Origin of the sequence: Chryseobacterium sp. G0201, from assembly GCF_003815655.1 — a bacterium.
Classification (GTDB): Bacteria; Bacteroidota; Bacteroidia; order Flavobacteriales; family Weeksellaceae; genus Chryseobacterium.
Genome location: NZ_CP033917.1, coordinates 3,955,699 through 3,977,827 on the forward strand (window position 1 = coordinate 3,955,699; position 22,129 = coordinate 3,977,827).

The window sequence follows — 22,129 nt, forward strand, 5'->3', positions numbered from 1 at the left end:
AAAATCCTGATGTCTTTGCATCGGGATTTATTTTTGGTGATTTAAACACAAATTTCACTAATAGTTTTCACAAATAAACACTAATAATTTGTGTTTTTCATGATAAAAGTTGTAGCATTAGTGTTTAAAAATTATTTATCAATCGATCCTAAAACCTTCTGAGCAAAAGAATTTAAAGCATCTTTTTCGCTCATTCCGTTTTGTACGTTAGCGTGAACTTCTAGCGCTCCACAGATGTTTGTAATTAGCTCACCTGCAACGTTTAAGTCTTCTTCACTTGTTCCTCTGAATTCGCTGAAACTTTCTAAAACTTCTAATGTTTTTTCAAGATTTTCAGGCGTTTGGTTTTGATAGAATTGTCTTATTACGGGTAATTTCATTATGCTAATTCATTAAAAAGGTTAATTAAACTTTCAGCCTGATTAGATTGAACCTGATTTACCAATTCACCATTTTTGAAGATCGCAAATGTAGGTAAGTTATCAACTTTAGCTAATTTTCTACTTTCCGGTAATTTTTCTGCATCTACATAAAGGAAAGGAATACTGTCATTTTCAGAAGCTAATTTTTTAAATTTCGGTTTCATGATTCTGCAGTTTCCGCACCATGTTGCTCCGTATTGAACGACTACTTTTTCATTGTCTGCTACGATATTTTGTAGCGTATCTTCGGTTAATTCTGTATACATAAGTTAAGTTTTTCAAATTTAACAATGTAGCAATTTAATAATTTACCAGTTTATCAATCATTGTTATCCTGATACATTGCTACATTGTTAGATTAATTTTAATTAGTTCTTAGATAGATATTCAGCAGTTGAATTTCTGTCAGCTTTCATTGCATCTTTTCCTTCTTCCCAGTTTGCAGGACAAACTTCACCATGCTTCTGAACGTGCGTATAAGCATCAATCAATCTTAAATATTCTTTTACGTTTCTTCCTAAAGGCATATCGTTTACAGACTCATGGAAAACTTTTCCAGTTTCGTCGATAAGATAAGTTGCTCTGTAAGTTACGTTAGAACCTGTGTAAACTTCTTCACCTTCTTCATTGTATTCGAAATCCTGATCTACAATTCCTAGCATGTTTGCCAATTGTCTGTGAGTATCAGCTAAAAGAGGATAAGTTACTCCTTCAATACCTCCGTTATCTTTTGAAACATTCAACCAAGCAAAGTGTACTTCGTTGGTATCACAAGAAGCCCCAATTACTTTAGTGTTTCTTTTTTCGAATTCACCTAAAGCCTCCTGGAAAGCGTGAAGCTCAGTCGGACATACGAAAGTGAAATCTTTTGGATACCAGAACAAAATTACTTTTTGTTGGTTTTTAGTTGTTTCTTCGAAGATGTTGATTTTAAGATCATCACCCATTTCAGACATTGCATCTACCGTTACATTCGGGAATTTTTTTCCTACTAAAGACATAATTTTCTCGTTTTTATATTTAAATTTTCTTTGGCAAAGATAAGAGTATTTCATCTATCGAACAAGTTGATATTGATAAATAAAATCTATAATTGTTTTTGATTAAAAGTAGAATAAAATATCTTTAAAATGGTGCTTTTCATTATATTAATGAGTGAATTTTCTTTTATGATTTAAGTTTATATCTATGACATCAAAAAGAAAACCTAAGCATTAACTTAGGTTTTACTTTAATATTTTTAAAATGAATTAATTAATATCTGTATTAGGAACTGCCGAACAATTACCATTTGAATTTCCACATTCGCTGCTTATCGAATCTACAGCATCCTGAAGACTTTCTGATACAATGGTTACCGTTTTTCCGTTACCACAGAAACAAGCATATCTTGTTCCTCCTTGAAATACCTTTAATTCTTTTCTCGTTAACTTCTTTAAGTTTTTCATAATGTTAATAGTTTTTAATTAATTCTAAATATAGTGATTAAAAACTATTTGGCAAAAATTTTTATGCATAAAAAAAGACTGCTTTTAAAGGGCAGTCTTTTTAATTTTGCTTAATATCCGAATATTTCGGTTAAATTCAATTTTTTTACTTCGCCTAATTTCTTCATATCGGCTTCATTTACTTTGTCTTGAGAGGCAACCAGACAGTAAGTGAAGTTTTTGCCTTTCATTTCCTTGTCATGGAAATTGTTAATATCTGTGAAAGTCAACTTTGGAGCCTGCTCGTAAACATTCTTTCTCATATCAAAGTTATTTCCAAGTTTTTGCGCTCTCAAATAAGAAAATATGATTCCGTCCTGAGTGATTCTTTCTGATGCAATAGATTTTTTCAATCCATTTTTTGCAGTTTCGAATAATTGATCAGATTTTGGAAGTGTTGTTAAAAGCTCATTCATTGCTATTGTAGACTCTTTGAACTTGTCTGCCTGAGTTCCTACATAAGCTGTAATGATATCCTTATCTTCTTTTTTGCTCGGAAGTGAGAAATAAGAATACGTAGAATAAGCTAATGCTTTAGATTCTCTGATTGTCTGGAAAACAATAGATCCCATACCGCCACCAAAATAGTTGTTGAATAAACTTACGGTAGGTGTTGTAGAAGCATTGTATTTGTCGGAATTTCTCACCCAGAAAACTTCGGCTTGCACCATATCGTAGTGAGCAAATAATACTTTATTTTGATCTGTAGAAACCTGAGCAAAAGTTTTAGACTTTGGTAATTCTTTTAACGTTGCAGCAAGTTTATGAACCGATGTTAAAGAAGCGACAACTTCATTTCCGGTTTTTGGCCCGTAATACAATACTTTATGCTTAAAATTAAACAAATCATGAAGTACATTAATCAGATCTTCTGCTTTTAAAGCATCCAGTTCAGCATCACTTAAAACATTATTGAAAGGATTCTGAGGACCGTACTGAGCGTAACTTCTCAGACCTGCCATAATAGTTCCTTTGTTCTGTTTTGCATTAACTCTGGATTTCTTCAGTCTTGCTTTGTAAGATTCCAATGCGACTTGATCTGCCTGAGAGTTTTTAATTAAATCTTCAAATAAGGCAATTGTTTTATCGAAGTTTTCATTTAAACCTTCAAGAGTTACATAAGTTTCTTCGTTTCCTGCGCTTACGTTGAAGCTTGAAGCTAATTTGTAGAACTCTTTACTGATGGCTTCCGAAGATTTATCTTTTGTTCCTAAATATTCCAAATATTCTGCTGCTAAAGGAAGGATTTTGTTATTCCATTTTCCTGAATCAAAATGATAATATAATCTGAATAGAGCATTGTCTGTATTTTTTACAGAAAGTACATCTACGTTTCCTAGTTTATTTTTAGCAATATCTTTATCAAAATTCAACCAAATAGGAGAAATTGCATTTTCAGGCATTTCGTCAACCTTTTTCAGGAAGGGAGATTGATCTTCTCTGTTTACAGAAATCGGAGTAATGGTAGGTTTGTCTACTTTTACAATGTTTTTGTCTTCGCCTTTTCTCTTATAAACGGCAACATAATTATTGTCCTGAAGATACTTTGAAGCAAAATCCATGATGTCTTTCTTCGTAAGTTTAGAAATTTCTTCGATATATTCTAAAGCTACTTTATGGTCCACTTCAGAAGTAAATTCATCCATTAAAATATCCGCTCTTGAAGAATATTTTTCATCTTTCTGGATCAGGTTTTTCTTTTCATTAGCAACGATAGACTGAATAAGATCATCAGAAAATTCACCTTTTCTTAATTTATCAATTTCCTGAAGCAATAAAGTTTTAACTTCATCCAGCGATTGTCCTTCCGTAGGATTTCCTTGCAATAAAAGAACTGAATAGTCTTTCAAAACATAAGGAAAAGCATAAGCGCCCAATAATTTTTGTTTTTTTACTAAATCAAGATCGATTAATCCGGCTTGTCCGTTCGTTAGCATACTTCCCACAAGGTTCAATAATCTTGCATCTTTTGTAGTAGCACCCGGGAATCTGAAACCAATTGTAATGTTTTCAGGATTCGGACCGAAAACCTCTCTTGCAACAGGAGTGGTGATTGGTTTTTCTTGTGCAACTTTATATTCAGGAATCGGCTTCGACTTCATATAAGAAAAAGCTTTGTCGATCTTTGCAATCATTTCATCAGGATTAAAATCTCCCGACATGATGATTCCCATATTATTAGGGACGTAATAGTTGTTGAAATATTCTCTAATCGCTGTTAGAGAAGGGTTTTTCAAATGCTCAATAGTTCCTATAGTTGTCTGTTTTCCATAATTGTTATTAGGGAAGATTGCAGAAAACATGGCTTCGTATACTTTTCTTGGATCATTATCTAATCCTCTGTTTTTTTCTTCATAAACAGCTTCCAGTTCAGTGTGAAAAAGCCTTAAAACAGGCTGTCTGAATCTTTCTGCCTGAACCGCTAAAAATTTATCAGCAACATTTGCAGGGATATCTTCTGTATAAACCGTCTGTTCAAAAGAAGTGAAGGCGTTTGTTCCGTCTGCACCCATACCTGCCATCATTTTGTCGTATTCGTTGGCGATGGCAAATTTTGATGCTTCCCCTGAAACCTTATCGATTTCTTTGTAGATTTCTTTCCTTTTAGCTTCGTCTTTAGTTTGATTATACTTTTCGTAAAGAGCATCAATTTTATCTAAAAGAGGTTTTTCTTTTGACCAATCTTTAGAACCGAATTTATCTGTCCCTTTAAAAAGCATATGCTCAAGATAATGTGCAAGACCTGTGTGATCAGAAGGATCTGTTTTACTTCCTGCCTTTGTCGCGATATAAGTCTGGATTCTCGGATCTTTATTTGTCGGACTTAAAATTACGGTTAACCCATTTTGTAGCTTGTAATATCTCGCTGAAGTAGGGTCGTTCGTTACGTATTTGTAAGAATATCCATTAGATTTTGCTTCTTTCCACTGGAAATCCTGTCCGAAAGCATATCCTGAGAAACTTGCAGCAGCAATGCTTGTGGCAATGGTAATTTTTTTGAAAAAGTTCATTCTTTTTATTGTTGGTTATGTTTTTAGTATGATTTGATTAATTGAATTTGCTTAGCAATTCTTTAATCCTTCTCATTGCTTCTCTTAAATCATCTTCCGAAGCAGCATAAGAAAATCGGATACATTCCGGGCTTCCGAATGAAACACCGCCAACACATCCCACATGAGCATTTTCTAAGATAAACATCGCAAAATCATCAGCATCTTTAATTTCTGTACCACCTAAATTTTTACCGATATAATGAGAGATATCCGGGAAGAAATAGAATGCAGCTTTAGGTAAAAGAACCTTAAAGCCTGGAATTTCTTTCATTAAATCATACACAAGATCTCTTCTTATTTTGAAAGCATCGATCATGTATTTGTATTCAGAAGGATCGGTTTGTAAAGCAACAATTGACGCTCTTTGAGCAACAGTATTGGCGCCGCTCGTCATTTGCCCCTGAATTTTTTCGCACGCTTTTGCCAGCCATTCCGGGCATGCAGAATAACCGATTCTCCAGCCTGTCATTGCAAAAGCTTTTGACATTCCGTTGATTACGGCAGTTTGTTCGTACACTTCAGGAAACTGAGCGATAGAAGTTGTGTTTGTTTCGTAATTGATATATTCGTAGATCTCGTCAGAAATTACCGTGATTTGAGGATATTTAGCAATAACTTTAGCGATAGATTTCAATTCGTCATACGTATAATATCCACCTGACGGATTACACGGAGAACTGAATAAAATTGCCTTGGTTTTCTCTGTAATTGCTTCTTCTAATTGTTCTGCAGTTACTTTAAAATCATTAACATATGAAGTCGAAATCATGACAGAATTTCCGCCCATCATTTTTACCATTTCATCATAACTTACCCAATACGGAGCCGGAAGTAATACTTCATCACCATCATTGATAATTGCAGCTAAAACGTTAATGATCGCTTGTTTAGCACCATTTGAAACACAGATTTGTGTTGGTTTGTAGGCTAAATTATTATCTCTTTTTAATTTATTAGAAATTGCTTCACGAAGTTCTAAAAATCCCGGAACGGGAGAGTAGTGACTGTAATTTTGATTAATAGCATCAAAAGCGGCTTGTTTTATATTGTCTGGAACATCGAAATCGGGTTCTCCCAATGTTAAACTGATTACATCTATTCCATTTGCCTTCATTTCTCTTGCCTTGTTAGACATTACGAAAGTTTGAGAAAAGCCTAGTCTTGTTACTCTATCTGAAAGTTTGTTCATGTAGTATTTTTGTATTGTAACAAATATATAATAAAAACTTAACGTGAATAATGTATGATTGAAAAAAATGGTAACTCAAAGTATAGATTTCTTATATTTACTATACTCTCGTAAAATCATATTTGTTATGAAATATTTTCTTTTTTTATTATTAACACCTTTCTTTATTTATTCACAGGTTCCTCCAAAGGACGATGAAGTGAAAAAATATGTTTCTGAAGTAAATTCTGATTCTTTAAAATCATACATCAATACGCTTGTTGGTTTTCACACCAGACACACTTTAAGTTCAACGGATGATAAAAGTAAAGGAATAGGAGCTGCAAGAAATTGGGTGCTGAAAAAATTTAAAGATTATTCGAAAAACTCCAATGGAAGAATGGAGGTTTACCTGCAACAACAAGATATTCAGCCTGACGGAAAGAGGTTAGACCAAGTTACTAACTTAGGAAATCCCATTGCTTATCTCAAAGGCACAGATCCTAATGATAAAAGAATTTTTCTGATTTCCGCACATTTGGATTCCCGTGTCACGAATATTATGGACAGGACTTCTTTTGCTCCCGGTGCAAACGATGATGGTAGTGGAGTAAGCGCAGTTCTAGAAGCTGCAAGAATCTTGAGTAAATCTTCATTTCCCGCATCTGTAATTTTCGTTACGTTTTCCGGTGAAGAACAGTCATTGTTGGGTTCTAAATTATTGGCAGAAAAAGCCAAAAATGAAAATATGCAGATAGAAGCCGTTCTGAACAACGACATGATAGGAAATAATAAAGCCGGAGAAACTGGTGAAATCAATGATCATATACTCAGAGTTTTTAGTGAAGGTATTCCTTACATGGATTTAGATAAAAAAGCAATGAGTATAAGAAATATTGGATTAGAAAATGATGGAGATTCCAGACAATTAGCTCGTTATGTAAAAGAAATTGCAGAAAAATATGTCAATAAAATTGAGGTGAAATTAATATACAGAAACGACAGATTTCTACGTGGTGGAGATCATTCCAGCTTTGTCAATTATGGATTTCCCTCAGTGAGACTTACCGAATATTATGAAAATTACGACCATCAGCATCAGGACGTAAGAACAGAAAAAAATATTAAATATGGAGATCTTCCGGAGTTTATAGACTACAATTATTTAAAGAAAAATGTTGCCGTAAATATTGCTGTACTTGCCAATCTTGCCAAATCTACCTCGAAACCTGAGCGCGTGGAAATCGAAGTGAAAGAGCTTACTAATTCTACTGTTTTGCATTGGGAAAAACCGAAATTTGGGACTGTTGCGGGATATTATGTTTTGGTAAGAGAAACAGATAGCCCGATCTGGCAGAAAAAGATATTTACCACTGAGCTTTCTATTAAAATACCGCTTTCTAAGGATAATTATATTTTTGCGGTACAGGCTGTTAATCAATCGGGAAATTTGAGTTTACCCGTTATTCCGAGTATTGCCAAATGATTTTAGGTTGATCAAAATTCATTTAATTTGAATAAAAGTTAAATAAAACATATTTTTGCAATATAATAATTCACATGTCTACAGCGTTACTATTAAAATACTTTCCTGATCTTACAGAAATACAGATTGAGCAGTTCACAAAATTGGAAGCACTTTACAATGAGTGGAACGAAAAAATCAACGTTATTTCACGAAAGGATATGGAATCTCTTTATGAAAAGCATATTTTACACTCTTTAGGAATCGTAAAAGTAATGGAGTTTGCTCCCGGAACTAAAGTTTTGGATATCGGAACCGGAGGCGGTTTTCCAGGTATTCCTTTAGCTATTATGTTTCCAGAAGTACAATTTACCTTGGTAGATTCTATCGGAAAGAAAATAAGTGTAGTAAATGCTGTTGCAGAAGGCGTTGGATTGAAAAACGTAACTGCAATTCATGGAAGAGCGGAAAAAGTAAAAGAAAAATTCCATTTTGTAGTAAGCCGAGCGGTTACTCAAATGCCGGAATTCCTGAGATGGCTGAAAGGCAAATTTGAAAAAGAACAATTCAATACAAAACACAATGGGATCTTATATTTGAAAGGCGGAGACCTTGCTGAAGAGCTTGCCGGACTTAAATGTGAGATTTACAATCTTAAAAATTATTTTGATGAAGAATTTTTTGATACAAAAAGAGTGGTTTATGTATCAAAAGGCAATTTTAATTCTTAAATTAGTATAATTAAGGAATAATTTTTGCTAATTATTTATTGATAATCAAAAATTGTAATGTGTTATGAAAAAACTTTTAAATATTGGGTTTTCTGCTGTAGTTTTAGGGTTATTCTTTACTTCGTGTAATGACGATGATGACTATCAAACCATTGAATCAATCGATAAAATAAAGATCGACAGTGTTAAGATCCTCAATGATACGATGGATGTTTTCACGGTACAAAGCATTAAAACTTACTCAACCTATTCATCTCAGTGTGAAGGATTTTATGGGTATGATTACATTCATAACAGCAATTTAACAAGAACGATTACAGCTTATAAATATATTAGCAACGGACCATGTGTACAGGGAAATCATGTTGGTGCAAGCCAAATTAATTTCAGTCCACAACAGATTGGTACGTATACTTTTAAATTCTGGAATGGTGGCAATAACTGGATCACCAAAACAATTGTAGTAGAATAATAATGAAATGGATTTTTTTAGTTTGTTTATTGATAACCAATGCTTTATTTGCTCAAAAGATTGTTTGGCAGGAAGGCTTAAAACTCAATTGGAGCAATTTTAAAAGTAATGTAAATAACCAGCGTGGAACCAATGTTGTAGCCTATACAAACTGCGGTTGGGTGTATTCTGTTGTGAAATCATCAAACCCAAAATCTCCTGTAAAAATCAAGATTGAAACTATTTTTAACGAAGATAAATCCTGGAAAGATGTTAAAAAGATCAACGATTATGTTTTAGGACATGAGCAGAAACATTTTGATATTGCAGAAGTTTTTGCCCGAAAACTTAGAAAAGAAGTTCAGGAAAAAATAAAGAATTCAGGTGATTTTAATAAAAATTTTCAAGCTATCTATAACAGACATCTAAATGATTATAGAAACTTTCAGGTTTCTTATGATAAAGATACCAAACATGGAGTAGATGAAGTAAAACAGGCTGAATATGACCTTAAGATCTCTGAAGAATTAGAAAATCTAAAAATCTATAAAGCCTCTTGAAATTCCTCAATAAAATAATCAACGAATTATTAGCTCAAAATACAGATCTTTCTGCATTTAATATTGTTCTGCCAGGAAAGCGTCCCATCGTTTTTATCAGACAAATTTTAGAGGAAAATAATTACTCCGGATTTCTTCCTAACTTTTTTACAATTGAAGAATTAATTGATCAAATTGCCGACAAACAGCCAATTCAGGGGATTTCTCTGTGGCTTTTTGCTTTTGATGTCTATAAAAGTCTTAATCTTATTCCAAACGATGATTTTGCTGATTTTTTAAAATGGTTTCCTACTTTACAGAAGGATTGGGATGATATTTTGAAGTTTTCTGATAGTGATCAGGCAGTATTGCAATATATGTTTGATGAAGAAAGGATCAAAGAATGGGCTCAGGATCTTGGAGAAGATGATGACGTTCCAAGAAAAAAATTCCTTAATTTTTGGAGAAACATGAATGTTTTTCTTCCTGTTTTGAAGGAAAAGCTTCAGGGAAAAAACTTGGCAACATCAGGAATGATTCACGAAACCGCAAAATCGAAGATCGTTGATTTTGCTAAAAATACACGTGACAACTTCGTTTTTTGTGGATTTAACGCTTTTACTCCGGTTGAAGAAAAATTGGTAAGAAGTCTTTTGCAGTGGGATAAAGGACAATGTTTTTTTCAGGCTGATCATTATTATTTTGATGATGAAAGACAGGAAGCCGGAAAGTTTTTAAGAAATCATAAAACGTGGAAAGAATTTAATGACAGCAGAGCTTTCCAATGGATCGAAGATGATTTTAATCAACCAAAAAATATAAAAGTCTACGAAGTTTCAGGAAATGTGACGCAGACAAAAATTCTTCCTGAAATTTTTAAAGAGATTGAAAATAAGACCTATTCAAATACTGCAGTAGTTTTACTTGATGAAAATTTGCTTCCTGCAAGTTTAGATGTAATGTACGCTGTTGAAAACCTAAATATTACCATGGGTTTTCCTTTGAAGAATTTGTCGTTTTCTAATGCGGTAAAGCAACTGTTTTATTTGCAGAAACAATTAGAAAAAAATAAATCTTCTTACTACTACAGAGATATTTTTCCTATCCTTGAAGAGCTTCCGAAATCTATTGAAGACGAGGAAATTATCTCTCAATTTAAATCTAAAATAGAGGAGAGGAACATCGTTTATATTTCAAAAAAATTATTAAACGAACTTCTTAGCGAACTTTCATACTTTAATTTACTTCAAAAAGCCAATTCTACGAATGCCTATCTTGATATCTTGATTGCGTTCTGTAAACAGATTAAATGGCTGGAAATAGATGATATTCAGTATGAAAATGTATCTCATTTTGAAAGTGCCTTCAAGATTATTAAAAATCAGGTTGCGCCTTACGATTTTGAGATTAAAATGGAAACATTAGAGATCCTAATTAATCAACACGTGAATACGGAAAGTATTGATTTTCAAGGTGAACCTTTGCGCGGATTGCAGATCATGGGACTTTTGGAAACGCGTCTTTTAAATTTTGAGAATGTAATTATGCTTTCCGTAAATGAAGGAAAATTACCTTTAGGAAATTCTCAGAATACCTATATTCCTTTTGATATCAGACGATTTTTTGATCTTCATACCTTTTTGGAAAATGACAGTATTTATGCGTATCACTTTTACCGATTGATACAGGACTCCAAGAATGTTCATTTATTGTTTAATGCGCTAAGTTCGGGCGTAAATACAGGTGAAAAAAGTAGATTTATCACCCAGATCGAAATGGAAAGTTCTCACAATATTGAGCACCTGATCATTGAAAATTCTTCCGAGCCAATTACAACCAAACCCATTGAAATTGCGAAGACAGATATTGTCTTGGAGCGACTAGAAAAATGGAAAGAAAAAGTTTCCGCTTCGCACCTTACGAGTTATCTCTATAATCCAATAGATTTTTATCTTTCAAAGATTTTGAAGACCTCAGAAACGGATGAAATTGAAGAGGAATTATCGGTGAAGAATTATGGGAATTTGGTTCATTATTCACTTCAAGAAGTTTATGAAGTATTAAAAGGTAAAGTGTTAAAAGAAAATGATTTAAAAGATTCAATTAAAGCAATTGATAAGTATATTGATGTGGCAATAGAAAAGCTTAAACATCAGCCCGAGTTCTATGAAAAAGGGATGAACTTTATTCATAAAGCGATTGCAAAAAAGGTGATTGAAAGTGTCTTAAATGTAGATCTTGAATTAGTTAAAAATGGAAATAAATTAGAGATCCTTGATATTGAAAAGAGGTTTGAAAATGTAGATTTTTATTTAGATGAAAACAATAAAGACAGAATTTCATTCTTTGGATTTATTGATAGAATTGATCGCTTGAACGGAACATTAAGAATCATTGATTATAAAACAGCGAAAATTAAAAATCTTACGGTAAAAATTGATGAAAATAATGTAGACGACTATTTCCTTAACAGCGACAGAAAACAGGCTTTACAGCTATGTATCTATCAGTATGTTGTACAGAACCTGCCTGAGTTTTGGGGATTACCGATTGAAACAGGAATCTGGAGCTTTGCCGAAGCCAGAAAGGGTGTTGTTTCTTTACAATTTGAAAAAGGAACTATCGATGATGCAATGAAATCTATTAAAAGCTTGATCCTGGAGATTTTAGATCCTAATCTTACTTTTATTGAAGATATAAAATCTTACTAAACAAAATGCACCTCATTTCTGAAGTGCATCCAAACCTAATGAAGATTTGATATGAAGAAATGTGTTATAATTTTACTTTTTTATTAATAATTTTCCCATTGTTTGGAGTGATTTGTACGACATAAACTCCAGATTCTAAAGTATTTGATTCGAATTGTGACTGATTAATTTCCTGGTTTTGAATTAAAGCTCCCGAAATACTATAAATACTAATGTTTTTTAAATCTTTCTTTGATTTAACAATAATCTGACGGTTTTTTGTAAAGATTTCCGGATTATCATTTAATGTGACATCACCAACTTGTTTCTTGAATTGAAGATTATAAAATTGAGTTACAATTTCAAATGTATAGTTTTGATTATCAATATTGTTTAAATCAATTCCGCCATCTTTAAGATATTGTTCCTGTGATATTGTTTTCACTAAATTTTTATTTTCATCAAAAATATTAACAGTAGATAATTCTTCTTGATTAATTTTTAAACTTAAAATATTGTTGTTGGTTGACTTTATGATCTCATTTTCAGGCACTTCTGTTGGTGTACTTTTAACATAAGGAATTAATTTATTCTCATTATTTTCTGATACTTTTAATAAATAAACTCCATCTTTTAATGAGCTTAAGTTATTGTTGATCAAATTTTTACGATCATTTTTTTCTTTATTGAAATCTGTAACTTCAACCAATTGCATACCTTGTAGATCAGGTTTTATTTGAGAAGAAAGTAATGAATTTGCTTTTGGTTGATTATCAGCATTTTTTGATGTTAAAATTGCCCATTCATTGAAAAATCCGCCACTTCTTAATGTGTTAAATTTCACATTAGAAGCCAGTACAAAAGGGACGATTCCTCCTATATGGCCGACCGGTCCCCAATAAAACGAGTCAAGTTTGTATTTATTCAAATCCCACCATGGATAATAACCTCTTTGTACATCTATTGTTTTTGAAGTATTTTCAGGGTGAATTGCCAAGTCTACAGTCGCATGACCTAATGTCATCGGAGTTTTATTGTACCAATCGTAAACGTCGTTTGCTCTAAGACACTGTCTTAGTTTATTATTGTTATTATTGGTTACATCATTCACAAAAGTCGGAGTAAATAATTTTCTCCAAATTAGGGGTCCCCATAATAATCCGCCAAGTTCCTGAATTATATTTTCATTATATTTAGCGAGATATTCAGCAGAGATAACCTCAGAAATATTGTTTGTATACGTTTTGTAACCAATATTATTACAAGTATTTACAACATTGGCGAGAAAGGAAGTAAAAGGATAAATTTCCTTTTCAATAACCCCTTTCTGAAGTGTAACACCGGAAAAATCATAAGGTCCGTCTCCCATGTAAGCATATTTAAATTTTAATTGAGTGGGATTAGAAATGCTTAATTTTTTTAAAGTAGACATCGCAGCATGAGCACCCTGAGAATATCCGGTTATAAAATATTCATCATAACGCTTTACATTGAGTTGGGACAAAACTTTATTGGCAGCCGTTACAAAATCAATGGTAGCCGAAGCTTCGGTAGGGTAGTGAACGTATGGATGTACACCATCGCCGGAACCCATTCCTAAATAATCAGGCGCCATCAGGATATACCCGTTTAAAGCGTAAGATAACTCAACTACAAAACCTGCCGTTAATACCCCTTTTAAGTTAGATGGAACATTGTTTCTGTTGTCTGTGGTTCCATGATCTGATACAACTGTTGAAAGCTTGTAATTCACATTCGGATACATAATCAATCCTGTGGCTTTTACCAGTGCATTGTTTTCATTTTTAGTATAGTAAGTTATTTTGTAAGCTTTTAAACCAACATTAAAACCGTTTAGATAACTTACGAAATCAGGAGAATTTTGTTCACCAAGATTATTGGAGATAAAACTAATGACTCCTTGTGGTGTAAGATCTAATTTTGGTTCAAAAGTAACAACATCTCCCGCTTGTTGGGCAAAATAAAACGGAGCTGTAAGTCCTAACAAAGAAATAATTATTTTTTTCATATTGACATTTTAAGTTTTGATTAAGTTAAATATTTTTAACAAATCTCTCAAAATATTATTGACTCAATAATTATTCATTGAATATAAATTTCCTCTTATATGACTAAAATAAAAGAGTCTGATCGATTAACCAGACTCTTTATTTATCTATTTCTTTAATTTTTAGAAAGCGTTGATACCTGTAATATCCATTCCTGTAATTAATAAGTGAACGTCGTGAGTTCCTTCATAAGTGATCACAGACTCAAGGTTAGCAGCGTGTCTCATCATCGGGAATTCACCCATGATACCCATTCCGCCAATGATCTGGCGGGATTCTCTTGCAATATCAATAGCCATTTTCACATTGTTTCTCTTAGCCATTGAGATTTGAGCAGGAGTTGCTTTATGATCGTTTTTAAGATGTCCTAATTGTAGGCAAAGCAATTGAGCCTTAGTGATTTCAGTTAAAAACTCTGCTAATTTTTTCTGTTGTAATTGATATGAACCAATTGGTTTCCCGAATTGTTTTCTTTCTTTAGAATATTGAACAGCCGTACAGTAACAATCAATTGCAGCACCAATTACACCCCAAGAAATTCCGTATCTTGCTGAATTTAAACAAGATAAAGGCCCTTTTAATCCTGTTACTCCCGGAAGTAAGTTTTCTTTTGGTACTTTTACGTCATTAAATACCAATTCCCCTGTTTTTGAAGCTCTTAAGCTCCATTTATTATGAGTTTCAGGAGTTGTGAAACCTTCCATTCCTCTTTCAACGATCAATCCCTGAACTTTCCCTTCTTCATTTTTACCCCAAACAACAGCGATGTCGCATAATGGAGAGTTTGTGATCCACATTTTAGCACCATTTAAAAGATAATGATCTCCCATATCTTTAAAATAAGTTTCCATTGAACCCGGATCTGAACCGTGATTAGGCTCCGTTAATCCAAAAGAACCGATCATTTCACCGGAAGCTAATTTGGGTAAATATTTTCTTTTCTGTTCCTCAGAACCAAATTCATTGATAGGAAACATCACCAAAGAACTCTGTACAGACGCCGCAGAACGCACCGCAGAATCTCCTCTTTCCAATTCCTGCATGATAAGACCGTAAGAGATCTGATCTAAGCCTGAACCGCCATACTCAACCGGAATATATGGACCTAAAGCTCCAATTTTCCCTAATTCTCTCATCAAACCCGGAATGTCTGTATGATCTTGTGCTGCCTTATCGATCTGCGGCATCACAAAACTTTCAACCCAGTCTCTTATTGATTGACGAATCAGTTTATGTTCTTCGGTAAGTAAAGCATCAATTCCGTAATAGTCGGGAATACTTGTAAGAGGATAATATGACATGTAATTTAATTTTTCTAAAAATAAGACTTTTCACTATTCCTGAGAAATTTTTTTTGAATGTAGTTTTTAATAAGATTCTCAGTTTTTATTAATGATTTTCTGAACCCGAATATTACAATTTCTCATCTTCATCATTGGAGATAGGATATTGATTAGTAGGGTTATAAATTCTTTCTTTAAATTTATACAGGTAAGGAGCTTTGTTGGCAGAACCGTCATAAAGCTTCTCTAATCTTTCAAGAATATTTAAACTTAAAATTTTTCGCTGAAAATTATTTCTCCTGAATTTCTCTCCCAAAATGGTTTCATACAAAGATTGAAGATCTTTCATCGTAAATTTCTCCGGAAGAAGATTACTCGCTGCAACTTCAGTATTGATATTCATTCTTAAATATTCAAGACCTGTTTCGATCACTCTGTCATGATCGAAAGCCATTTGAGGCAATTTATTGACTTCAAACCATTCACAGGTTTCATTGAAAGCGTCGGGAAAAGTATTGGCAATAGAAAAATCGATCAAACTGCAATAACCCACAGTGATAAACCTCTGGAAGATCCAGTGATCTTTTGGCACCTCAATTCCTTTATTGTTGAGCAAGATCTGATGTACATTATTTTCTGTACGGTCAATTCTACCAAAAGTATGGAACTGTTTTAAGAATAAGTCCTTCAGATGAGTTCTTTCAAATAAAACACGGGCTGCAGCTTCACGAAGATCTTCATCATTAAACACAAATCCGCCCGGAAGAGACCACAAATCAAGGTCATGATACTTCAAAAGAAGCACTTTTAAAATATTATTGTGAAAACCAAATATGGTACAATCTACAGATACATGTGCTACAAAGTCTTTTGTATCAATAAGTTCCCGAAGAGTTTCTTTGTTTTTTGTATCCCTGATTTCCATGACAGTAAAAATAAAATTATTTTCTATATTTTTTTATCAGCAACCCTAAAATATATCAAACTTATTGTAAAAAGCACAGTTACAGCGAGTAAAATATATAAAGGATAAAAATTTAACATTTGTTTTCCAAATAATAATGACATAATAATTGAGCTTACCGAGCTTCCTAATGATGAAAATATAACGATAAGCGAAGTGAATAGATTGGCCTGCTCTCTATCGATCTGAGCGATCATTTTAGAATTGATAACAGGATAAAGGGGCGACAGGAAAAAACCAATAACAGGAAATAAAAATAAAAGTGCCATTGAGTTATCCGAATCAAAATATTGTAAGCCTAAAATAATAATCAACACCAAAATAATCAGCGAAAGACATAAAACATAATATTTTGATAAAGAGAATCTTTGAATGATATTCGCGGTAAGAGTTCTTCCAATGTAGGAGAAAAGTGCCAGAAATGAAGATGCCTGCAATGCAAAAAAAGAATTGACCTTCAAATGATTTTTATAAAATGACGGCAGCCATGAATTAAAACTTTGCTCAATAAAAACAATAAAAAATATAACTCCTAAAAACAGAATAATTGAAGGGTTAATTAATTTTAATAATTCTGAAATGATTCCTTGATTATCAGATTCTATAGGTTCTGCAATTTTTATTTTTGAAAATAAAAATATGGTTATTATTGATAATATTGAAATTGATAAAAATCCAAATTTCCAGTATTCTGAAAACTGACTGGAAATCAACCACCCAAAACCAGTATTTACAACAAAAATCCCGATCATAAAAGAAGCTTCAACATTATTCATGGTTTTGGCTAAAGATTTTTCTTCTGAAACATTATTTCTAATAATTCCGAAGACACAGATCTTCCCGATGGCAAAACATGTCCCGATTATCGCGAACCAAAGCTTATAAAACCAAAAAACTTCCACAAAAGGCAAAATCGTAGAGCAAATACCAACAATTGTTAACGCCAAAATCAATGATTTTTTAGTTCCAATCTTACTGATAAAGTTTACAGCAAATAGTGAAATAAAAGCTATCGGAAGATCTTTAAAAGACTCCAGAAAACCCAGCTTTTCATAGGTGATTTTTGCCTCCGAAAGTTGTAGAATTACAATGCCCATGCAGTTCAAAACCATAGAGAAAATTAGAAAAGTAAGTTTTAATGGAAGTGAAATATTAGGAAGCTTGGTATTCATTTTGGGGATTTATTTTATTAACTTTTTATGATTTTTTATGAATTATGACACCAAATATAGGGCTTTAAACCCCCAAAAATAAAAGGAAAATTAAAATATTTATTAATATAATGTTAATTATTTAAAAAAAAATATATTTTTATTGTCTCAATTTGAGAATTAAAAAACTAACTGTATATGAATGTAAGAATATCAAGAAGTTTGGGAATGGTTGCAGTGCTTTATTTTACTGCAAATTTCAATGCCCAAAACAAAACGAATGACACCATTCCTAAAGAGCAAAAAATCGAGGAAGTGGTAATGATCGGTTACGGTACTCAGAAGAAGAGTAATGTGACCGGAGCAATATCAAGTATTAAAGCTTCGGATATTGAAGCTGTACCTACGGGAAGACCAGAACAAGTTCTACAAGGTAGGGCAGCAGGTGTCACTGTTATTTCCAATTCAGGGCAGCCTGGATCTGTTGCTTCAGTGAGAGTTCGTGGTGTCACCAGTTTTGGAGCAGGAAGTAATAACCCATTATGGGTAGTAGATGGAATTGTTGTTGACAATATTGGATGGTTGAATCAATCTGATATTGAAAACATAGAAGTCTTGAAAGATGGAGCCTCTGCTGCTATTTATGGAGTATCTGCTGCAAAAGGTGTAATTTTAGTTACAACTAAGAAAGGAGCAAAAGGAAGACTAAATCTAAGTTATAATGGTTTTTATGGAGTTGGTAGTGCATCTAAAAAATTAGATCTTTTGAATGCAACTCAATATGCAAATATTATTAATGAAGGTTTTGTAAATGATGGGCAGGCTCCCCGATATTCTAATCCATCACAATATGGAGTTGGTACAGATTGGCAGGATGTAGTTTTCAATACGGCAGAAAGAAAATCTCATGAATTCAGTGTAAGTGGCGGAAGTGACAAATCAACATTCTTTTCATCATTTGGATATTATGAACAAGAAGGTATTGTAATGAGAGATATTTCTAATTACAAGAGAATTAATGCAAGATTAAACTCAAATCATAAAGTTTTGGATTGGTTGACTGTAGGTCAAACTTTATCTTACACACATATCAAAAACCAAGGTATTAATGCAAATAATGAGTTTGGAGGGCCTCTTAGCTCTGCAATCAATTTGGATCCTATTACTCCGGTAGTTGTTACTGATATGTCAACTGTAGACCCTAATGGTTATACCAACCCATACATTGTAAGAGATTCCAATGGAAATCCTTATGGTATTTCTAAATATGTGAATCAGGAGATGGCAAATCCCTTAGCTTTTCAATATACACAATTAGGAAAAACTAACTGGGCTGACGATATTGTTGCCAATGTTTTTGCTGAAATAAAACCTGTAAATCATTTAACATTTAAATCAGCTCTCAATGGAAAGTTGTCTTATTGGGGTAATGAAGGCTTTACTCCGTTATTTTATTTAAGTCCAACGTATAGTAATACTTCAAAAAACAACTTAAGTAGAGAAACGAATAAAAAACTTGAATGGAGTATGGAAAATACTCTTACTTATCAAAACAAATGGGGTAAACATAACCTTAATGTAATGGTTGGTCAGGGAGTATATGAATATAATATTGGTTATAAAGAAACTATCACACATTCTGATTTACCAGTTAACAATTGGCAAGATGCTTCTTTCAATTTCTTTTTAGATCCAAGTAACAGGTCAGTTGTAGCCTCAGACGGAATTGAAACTCATAAGGCGTCTTATTTTGGTAGAATTATTTATGATTATGATAACAAATATTTATTTACTGGGACAATAAGAAGAGATGGTTCTTCTAAATTTGGTCCAAACCACCAATGGGGTACATTTCCTGCTGCATCTGTAGGCTGGAATGTTTCAAATGAAAATTTCTGGCCTGAAAATAAAATTGTTAATAGCCTTAAATTTAGAGGAGGTTATGGTATCTTAGGAAATGATGCTATTGAAGATTTTCTATATAAAAGTACAATCGTATCTGGTAGCAATTATAATTTAGGTAATGGTAGTGCAAGTGATAATGTTTTATATAGTGGCTATGCAGCCAGGACTTTAGCAAACCCTGATTTGCACTGGGAAGAAACAGCGCAATTAAACATTGCAGCAGATCTTAAGTTATTCAATAATTTTACATTAAGTGTAGATTACTATGAGAAAAAAACGACTGATATCTTAAGACAGGTGGCTATACCTGGATATGTAGGTGCTACGAACAATCCATATAGAAATATTGGAGATATGAATAATACAGGTATCGAAGTTGACTTAGGTTATAAGAAAAACTGGGGAGATTTCAGTTTCTCTGCTAATGGAAATTTTGCTTACCTTAAAAATGAGATCTTAAGATTAGAAGACGATTTAAAATTTGTTAATGGAGCAGGTTTTCAATCAATGGGTGCTGTTAACAGATTTCAAATAGGATATCCGTATGCATCATTCTTTGGTTATCAAAATGCAGGAATATTCCAGACACAAGCAGAAATTGACTCTTATAGAAATGCAGATGGCACTTTGATCCAACCAAAAGCTAAACCTGGAGATTTTAAAAGAACTGATGTGAATGGTGATGGTAAAATTACAGAGGATGATTATGTTTACTTAGGAAACTCTTTACCCAAATATACTTTTGGTCTTACTGTTAATATGAGTTACAAAAACTTTGATTTAATGGTATTCGGACAAGGTCAGGCTGGAAATAAAATTTTCCAAGGTTTAAGAAGACTTGATGTTCAGGATTCAAACTATCAAACAACAGTTTTAGACCGTTGGACAGGTGAAGGTACTTCAAACACAACTCCGAGAATGACTAGGGCAGATGACAATCAGAATCTTACAAGAATGTCAGACTATTACTTACAGAATGGTGATTTCTTTAGAATTAAATTGGTTCAACTAGGATATACCCTTCCAAAAGATGTGTCTAAAAGTATCGGTGCTAGTAAAATTAGATTTTATGTAACCGGAGAAAATTTAGTAACCTTTACTAAATATACAGGATATGATCCTGAAATTGCAGCAAACGATGAGTTTGGTATTGACAGAGCTTACTATCCACAAGCAAGAACTTTCCTATTTGGAGCTAATATTCAATTCTAAAAATTTAAAAATGAAAAATAAAATATATAAAAGTTTATTACTTACACTATTAGTAGGAGCTAGTTTTAGTACTACATCTTGTGGTACAGATTATATAGAAGATGTTCAGAATAAAGGAGCTTTTGATACGGATAATTATTTTCAGAATGAACAACAGTCTTTTAGTGCACTGGTAGGAGTTTATGATATTTTGAGAAAATATGCTGGTGGTTTTGAAAATACAGTAACATTTGTAAATGCGGCTTCTGATGATTTTTATGCAGGTGGTGGTAGCTCTACGGATGGGGCAGGAATTCAAGGTTTTTCAAACTACAGTATAAATTCTATTATAATGCCTCAAAGTTATTGGAATAATTTTTATCAAGGAATTGCACGTGCAAATCTTTTAGTAGAAAGAATCCCCAATGCTACAATGGCAGACAATACAAGAAAAAGATTTGTTGCAGAAGCTAAAACTTTACGAGCGCTTTATTATTTTGAACTTTTAAGAATGTTTAAAAATATTCCTCTGATTTTAAAGACTATTTCCGCAACAGATGATTACTATAATATTCCGCAATCTGATCCAAATGCAGTATATGCTCAAATAGAAGCAGATCTTTTAGAGTCAATTCCTAATCTTCCTATGACTGTTGATAATCAAAACAAAGGTAGAATTACTCAAGGAGCTGCAAGGGCAATTTTAGGAAAAATTTATCTTTATAATAATAAAAAAGATCTTGCAGCAGCACAATTTATTGAAGTTAATGGAACTCCGGGGCAGACTAGCCAATATGGTTATCATCTAATTGCTAATTATGCAGATCTTTGGAAAGTAGATAATAAATTTACGACAGAATCTATTTTGGAAGTAATGCATACAAATAAAGGAAATTCAGATTGGCCATTTTGGGGACAGGGTAATGATGAAGGAAATTCAATTTGTATCATGGTAGGATTAAGATCTTATACTCTTACAAATGTTCCAAATAATAATGCTCCAGATTTAGTATCCGGATGGGCGTTTAATCCTGTAACAGAAGATTTATACAATTTTATGCAGAATGATCCTCGTTTAGATGCTACTATTTTTAATGCTAAGAAGTTGGTTCAGGAAGGTAAGATTACATACTCAGGAGCGTACAGAGATTCAGGATATTTCTTAAATAAATTTTTACCTAGAACAGCTGATAAAACCAACTTGCCTGGTCCGGTTGAACTAAACTTCCGTCAAAACTATATCGCAATCAGATTAGCAGATATCTATTTAATGGAAGCAGAAGCTCTTAATGGTGCTGGCGCAAGAGCACAAGCTCTTTTGGATGCTGTAAGAGCTAGAGTAGGTCTAGCGTCAGTTCCTGTTTCTATGCAAGCCATTAAAGATGAAAGAAGAAGAGAACTTGCTGGTGAAGGTCACAGATGGTTCGATTTGGTAAGATGGGGAGATGCTCCTTCTAAATTAGGGGCAAGAGGATTCACAGCTGGTAAAAATGAAATTTTACCAATTCCTTTCAACGAGCTTACAAACACTGCTTTAGTTCAAAATCCTGGCTATTAAAA

At 33.0% G+C, this 22,129-nt stretch carries 17 protein-coding genes; 7 read left to right on the forward strand and 10 right to left on the reverse strand.

Annotated elements, in window-relative coordinates; genetic code table 11:
* Positions 1–131: 131 nt before the first annotated feature.
* From EG348_RS17670 to EG348_RS17695, 6 genes are all read right to left on the reverse strand, one after another.
* Positions 132–380 carry a DUF6952 family protein gene (locus EG348_RS17670; RefSeq protein WP_027375263.1) on the reverse strand — a complete coding sequence of 83 codons (249 nt, stop codon included), beginning with the start codon at positions 378–380 and terminating at the stop codon, positions 132–134.
* Complete coding sequence (locus tag EG348_RS17675) at positions 380–688, reverse strand: thioredoxin family protein (RefSeq protein ID WP_054508727.1); 309 nt, start codon at positions 686–688, stop codon at positions 380–382. The genes EG348_RS17670 and EG348_RS17675 overlap by 1 nt, the downstream gene beginning before the upstream one ends.
* A 102-nt stretch (positions 689–790) precedes the next feature.
* The gene (locus EG348_RS17680) at positions 791–1,423 is read right to left on the reverse strand and encodes a peroxiredoxin (RefSeq protein ID WP_123984288.1); all 633 of its coding nucleotides are present in this window, start codon (positions 1,421–1,423) and stop codon (positions 791–793) included.
* Positions 1,424–1,672: 249 nt separating this feature from the next.
* On the reverse strand, positions 1,673–1,870 hold the full coding sequence (locus EG348_RS17685; protein WP_123984289.1) for a bacteriocin-like protein: 198 nt from the start codon (positions 1,868–1,870) through the stop codon (positions 1,673–1,675).
* A gap of 110 nt (positions 1,871–1,980) precedes the next feature.
* Positions 1,981–4,920: a M16 family metallopeptidase gene (locus EG348_RS17690; protein WP_123984290.1), complete on the reverse strand. Its 2,940-nt coding sequence runs from the start codon at positions 4,918–4,920 to the stop codon at positions 1,981–1,983.
* A 37-nt stretch (positions 4,921–4,957) separates the two neighbouring features.
* Positions 4,958–6,151, reverse strand: coding sequence for a pyridoxal phosphate-dependent aminotransferase (locus EG348_RS17695; RefSeq protein WP_123984291.1), 1,194 nt, complete (start codon positions 6,149–6,151; stop codon positions 4,958–4,960).
* Positions 6,152–6,278: 127 nt separating this feature from the next.
* Here EG348_RS17695 and EG348_RS17700 point away from each other — a divergent pair, with 127 nt between their 5' ends.
* From EG348_RS17700 to EG348_RS17720, 5 genes are all read left to right on the forward strand, one after another.
* The gene (locus tag EG348_RS17700; RefSeq protein ID WP_123984292.1) at positions 6,279–7,616 is read left to right on the forward strand and encodes a M28 family metallopeptidase; all 1,338 of its coding nucleotides are present in this window, start codon (positions 6,279–6,281) and stop codon (positions 7,614–7,616) included.
* A 74-nt stretch (positions 7,617–7,690) separates the two neighbouring features.
* Positions 7,691–8,326, forward strand: coding sequence for a 16S rRNA (guanine(527)-N(7))-methyltransferase RsmG (gene rsmG / locus EG348_RS17705; RefSeq protein ID WP_123984293.1), 636 nt, complete (start codon positions 7,691–7,693; stop codon positions 8,324–8,326).
* A gap of 64 nt (positions 8,327–8,390) precedes the next feature.
* Positions 8,391–8,798, forward strand: coding sequence for a hypothetical protein (locus tag EG348_RS17710; protein WP_123984294.1), 408 nt, complete (start codon positions 8,391–8,393; stop codon positions 8,796–8,798).
* 2 nt (positions 8,799–8,800) lie between these two features.
* Complete coding sequence (locus EG348_RS17715) at positions 8,801–9,337, forward strand: DUF922 domain-containing protein (protein WP_123984295.1); 537 nt, start codon at positions 8,801–8,803, stop codon at positions 9,335–9,337.
* A complete protein-coding gene (locus EG348_RS17720) occupies positions 9,334–12,027 on the forward strand; it encodes a PD-(D/E)XK nuclease family protein (protein WP_123984296.1) in 2,694 nt (897 codons plus the stop codon). The genes EG348_RS17715 and EG348_RS17720 overlap by 4 nt, the downstream gene beginning before the upstream one ends.
* A 64-nt stretch (positions 12,028–12,091) precedes the next feature.
* Here EG348_RS17720 and EG348_RS17725 read toward each other — a convergent pair whose 3' ends face one another.
* The 4 genes from EG348_RS17725 to EG348_RS17740 form a co-directional block, all read right to left on the reverse strand.
* The gene (locus EG348_RS17725) at positions 12,092–14,035 is read right to left on the reverse strand and encodes a T9SS type A sorting domain-containing protein (protein WP_123984297.1); all 1,944 of its coding nucleotides are present in this window, start codon (positions 14,033–14,035) and stop codon (positions 12,092–12,094) included.
* A gap of 162 nt (positions 14,036–14,197) precedes the next feature.
* Positions 14,198–15,376 carry an acyl-CoA dehydrogenase family protein gene (locus tag EG348_RS17730; protein ID WP_123984298.1) on the reverse strand — a complete coding sequence of 393 codons (1,179 nt, stop codon included), beginning with the start codon at positions 15,374–15,376 and terminating at the stop codon, positions 14,198–14,200.
* A 112-nt stretch (positions 15,377–15,488) separates the two neighbouring features.
* Positions 15,489–16,283, reverse strand: a complete 795-nt coding sequence (locus EG348_RS17735; RefSeq protein WP_123984299.1) for an NUDIX hydrolase — start codon at positions 16,281–16,283, stop codon at positions 15,489–15,491.
* Between the two features lie 23 nt (positions 16,284–16,306).
* On the reverse strand, positions 16,307–17,494 hold the full coding sequence (locus EG348_RS17740; RefSeq protein WP_123984300.1) for an MFS transporter: 1,188 nt from the start codon (positions 17,492–17,494) through the stop codon (positions 16,307–16,309).
* A gap of 177 nt (positions 17,495–17,671) precedes the next feature.
* Between EG348_RS17740 and EG348_RS17745 the strand changes: the two genes are divergently transcribed.
* A complete protein-coding gene (locus EG348_RS17745) occupies positions 17,672–20,590 on the forward strand; it encodes a SusC/RagA family TonB-linked outer membrane protein (protein WP_123984301.1) in 2,919 nt (972 codons plus the stop codon).
* Between the two features lie 10 nt (positions 20,591–20,600).
* Entirely contained in the window at positions 20,601–22,127 is a 1,527-nt protein-coding gene (locus EG348_RS17750; protein WP_123984302.1) for a RagB/SusD family nutrient uptake outer membrane protein, read from the forward strand.
* Positions 22,128–22,129: the final 2 nt, after the last annotated feature.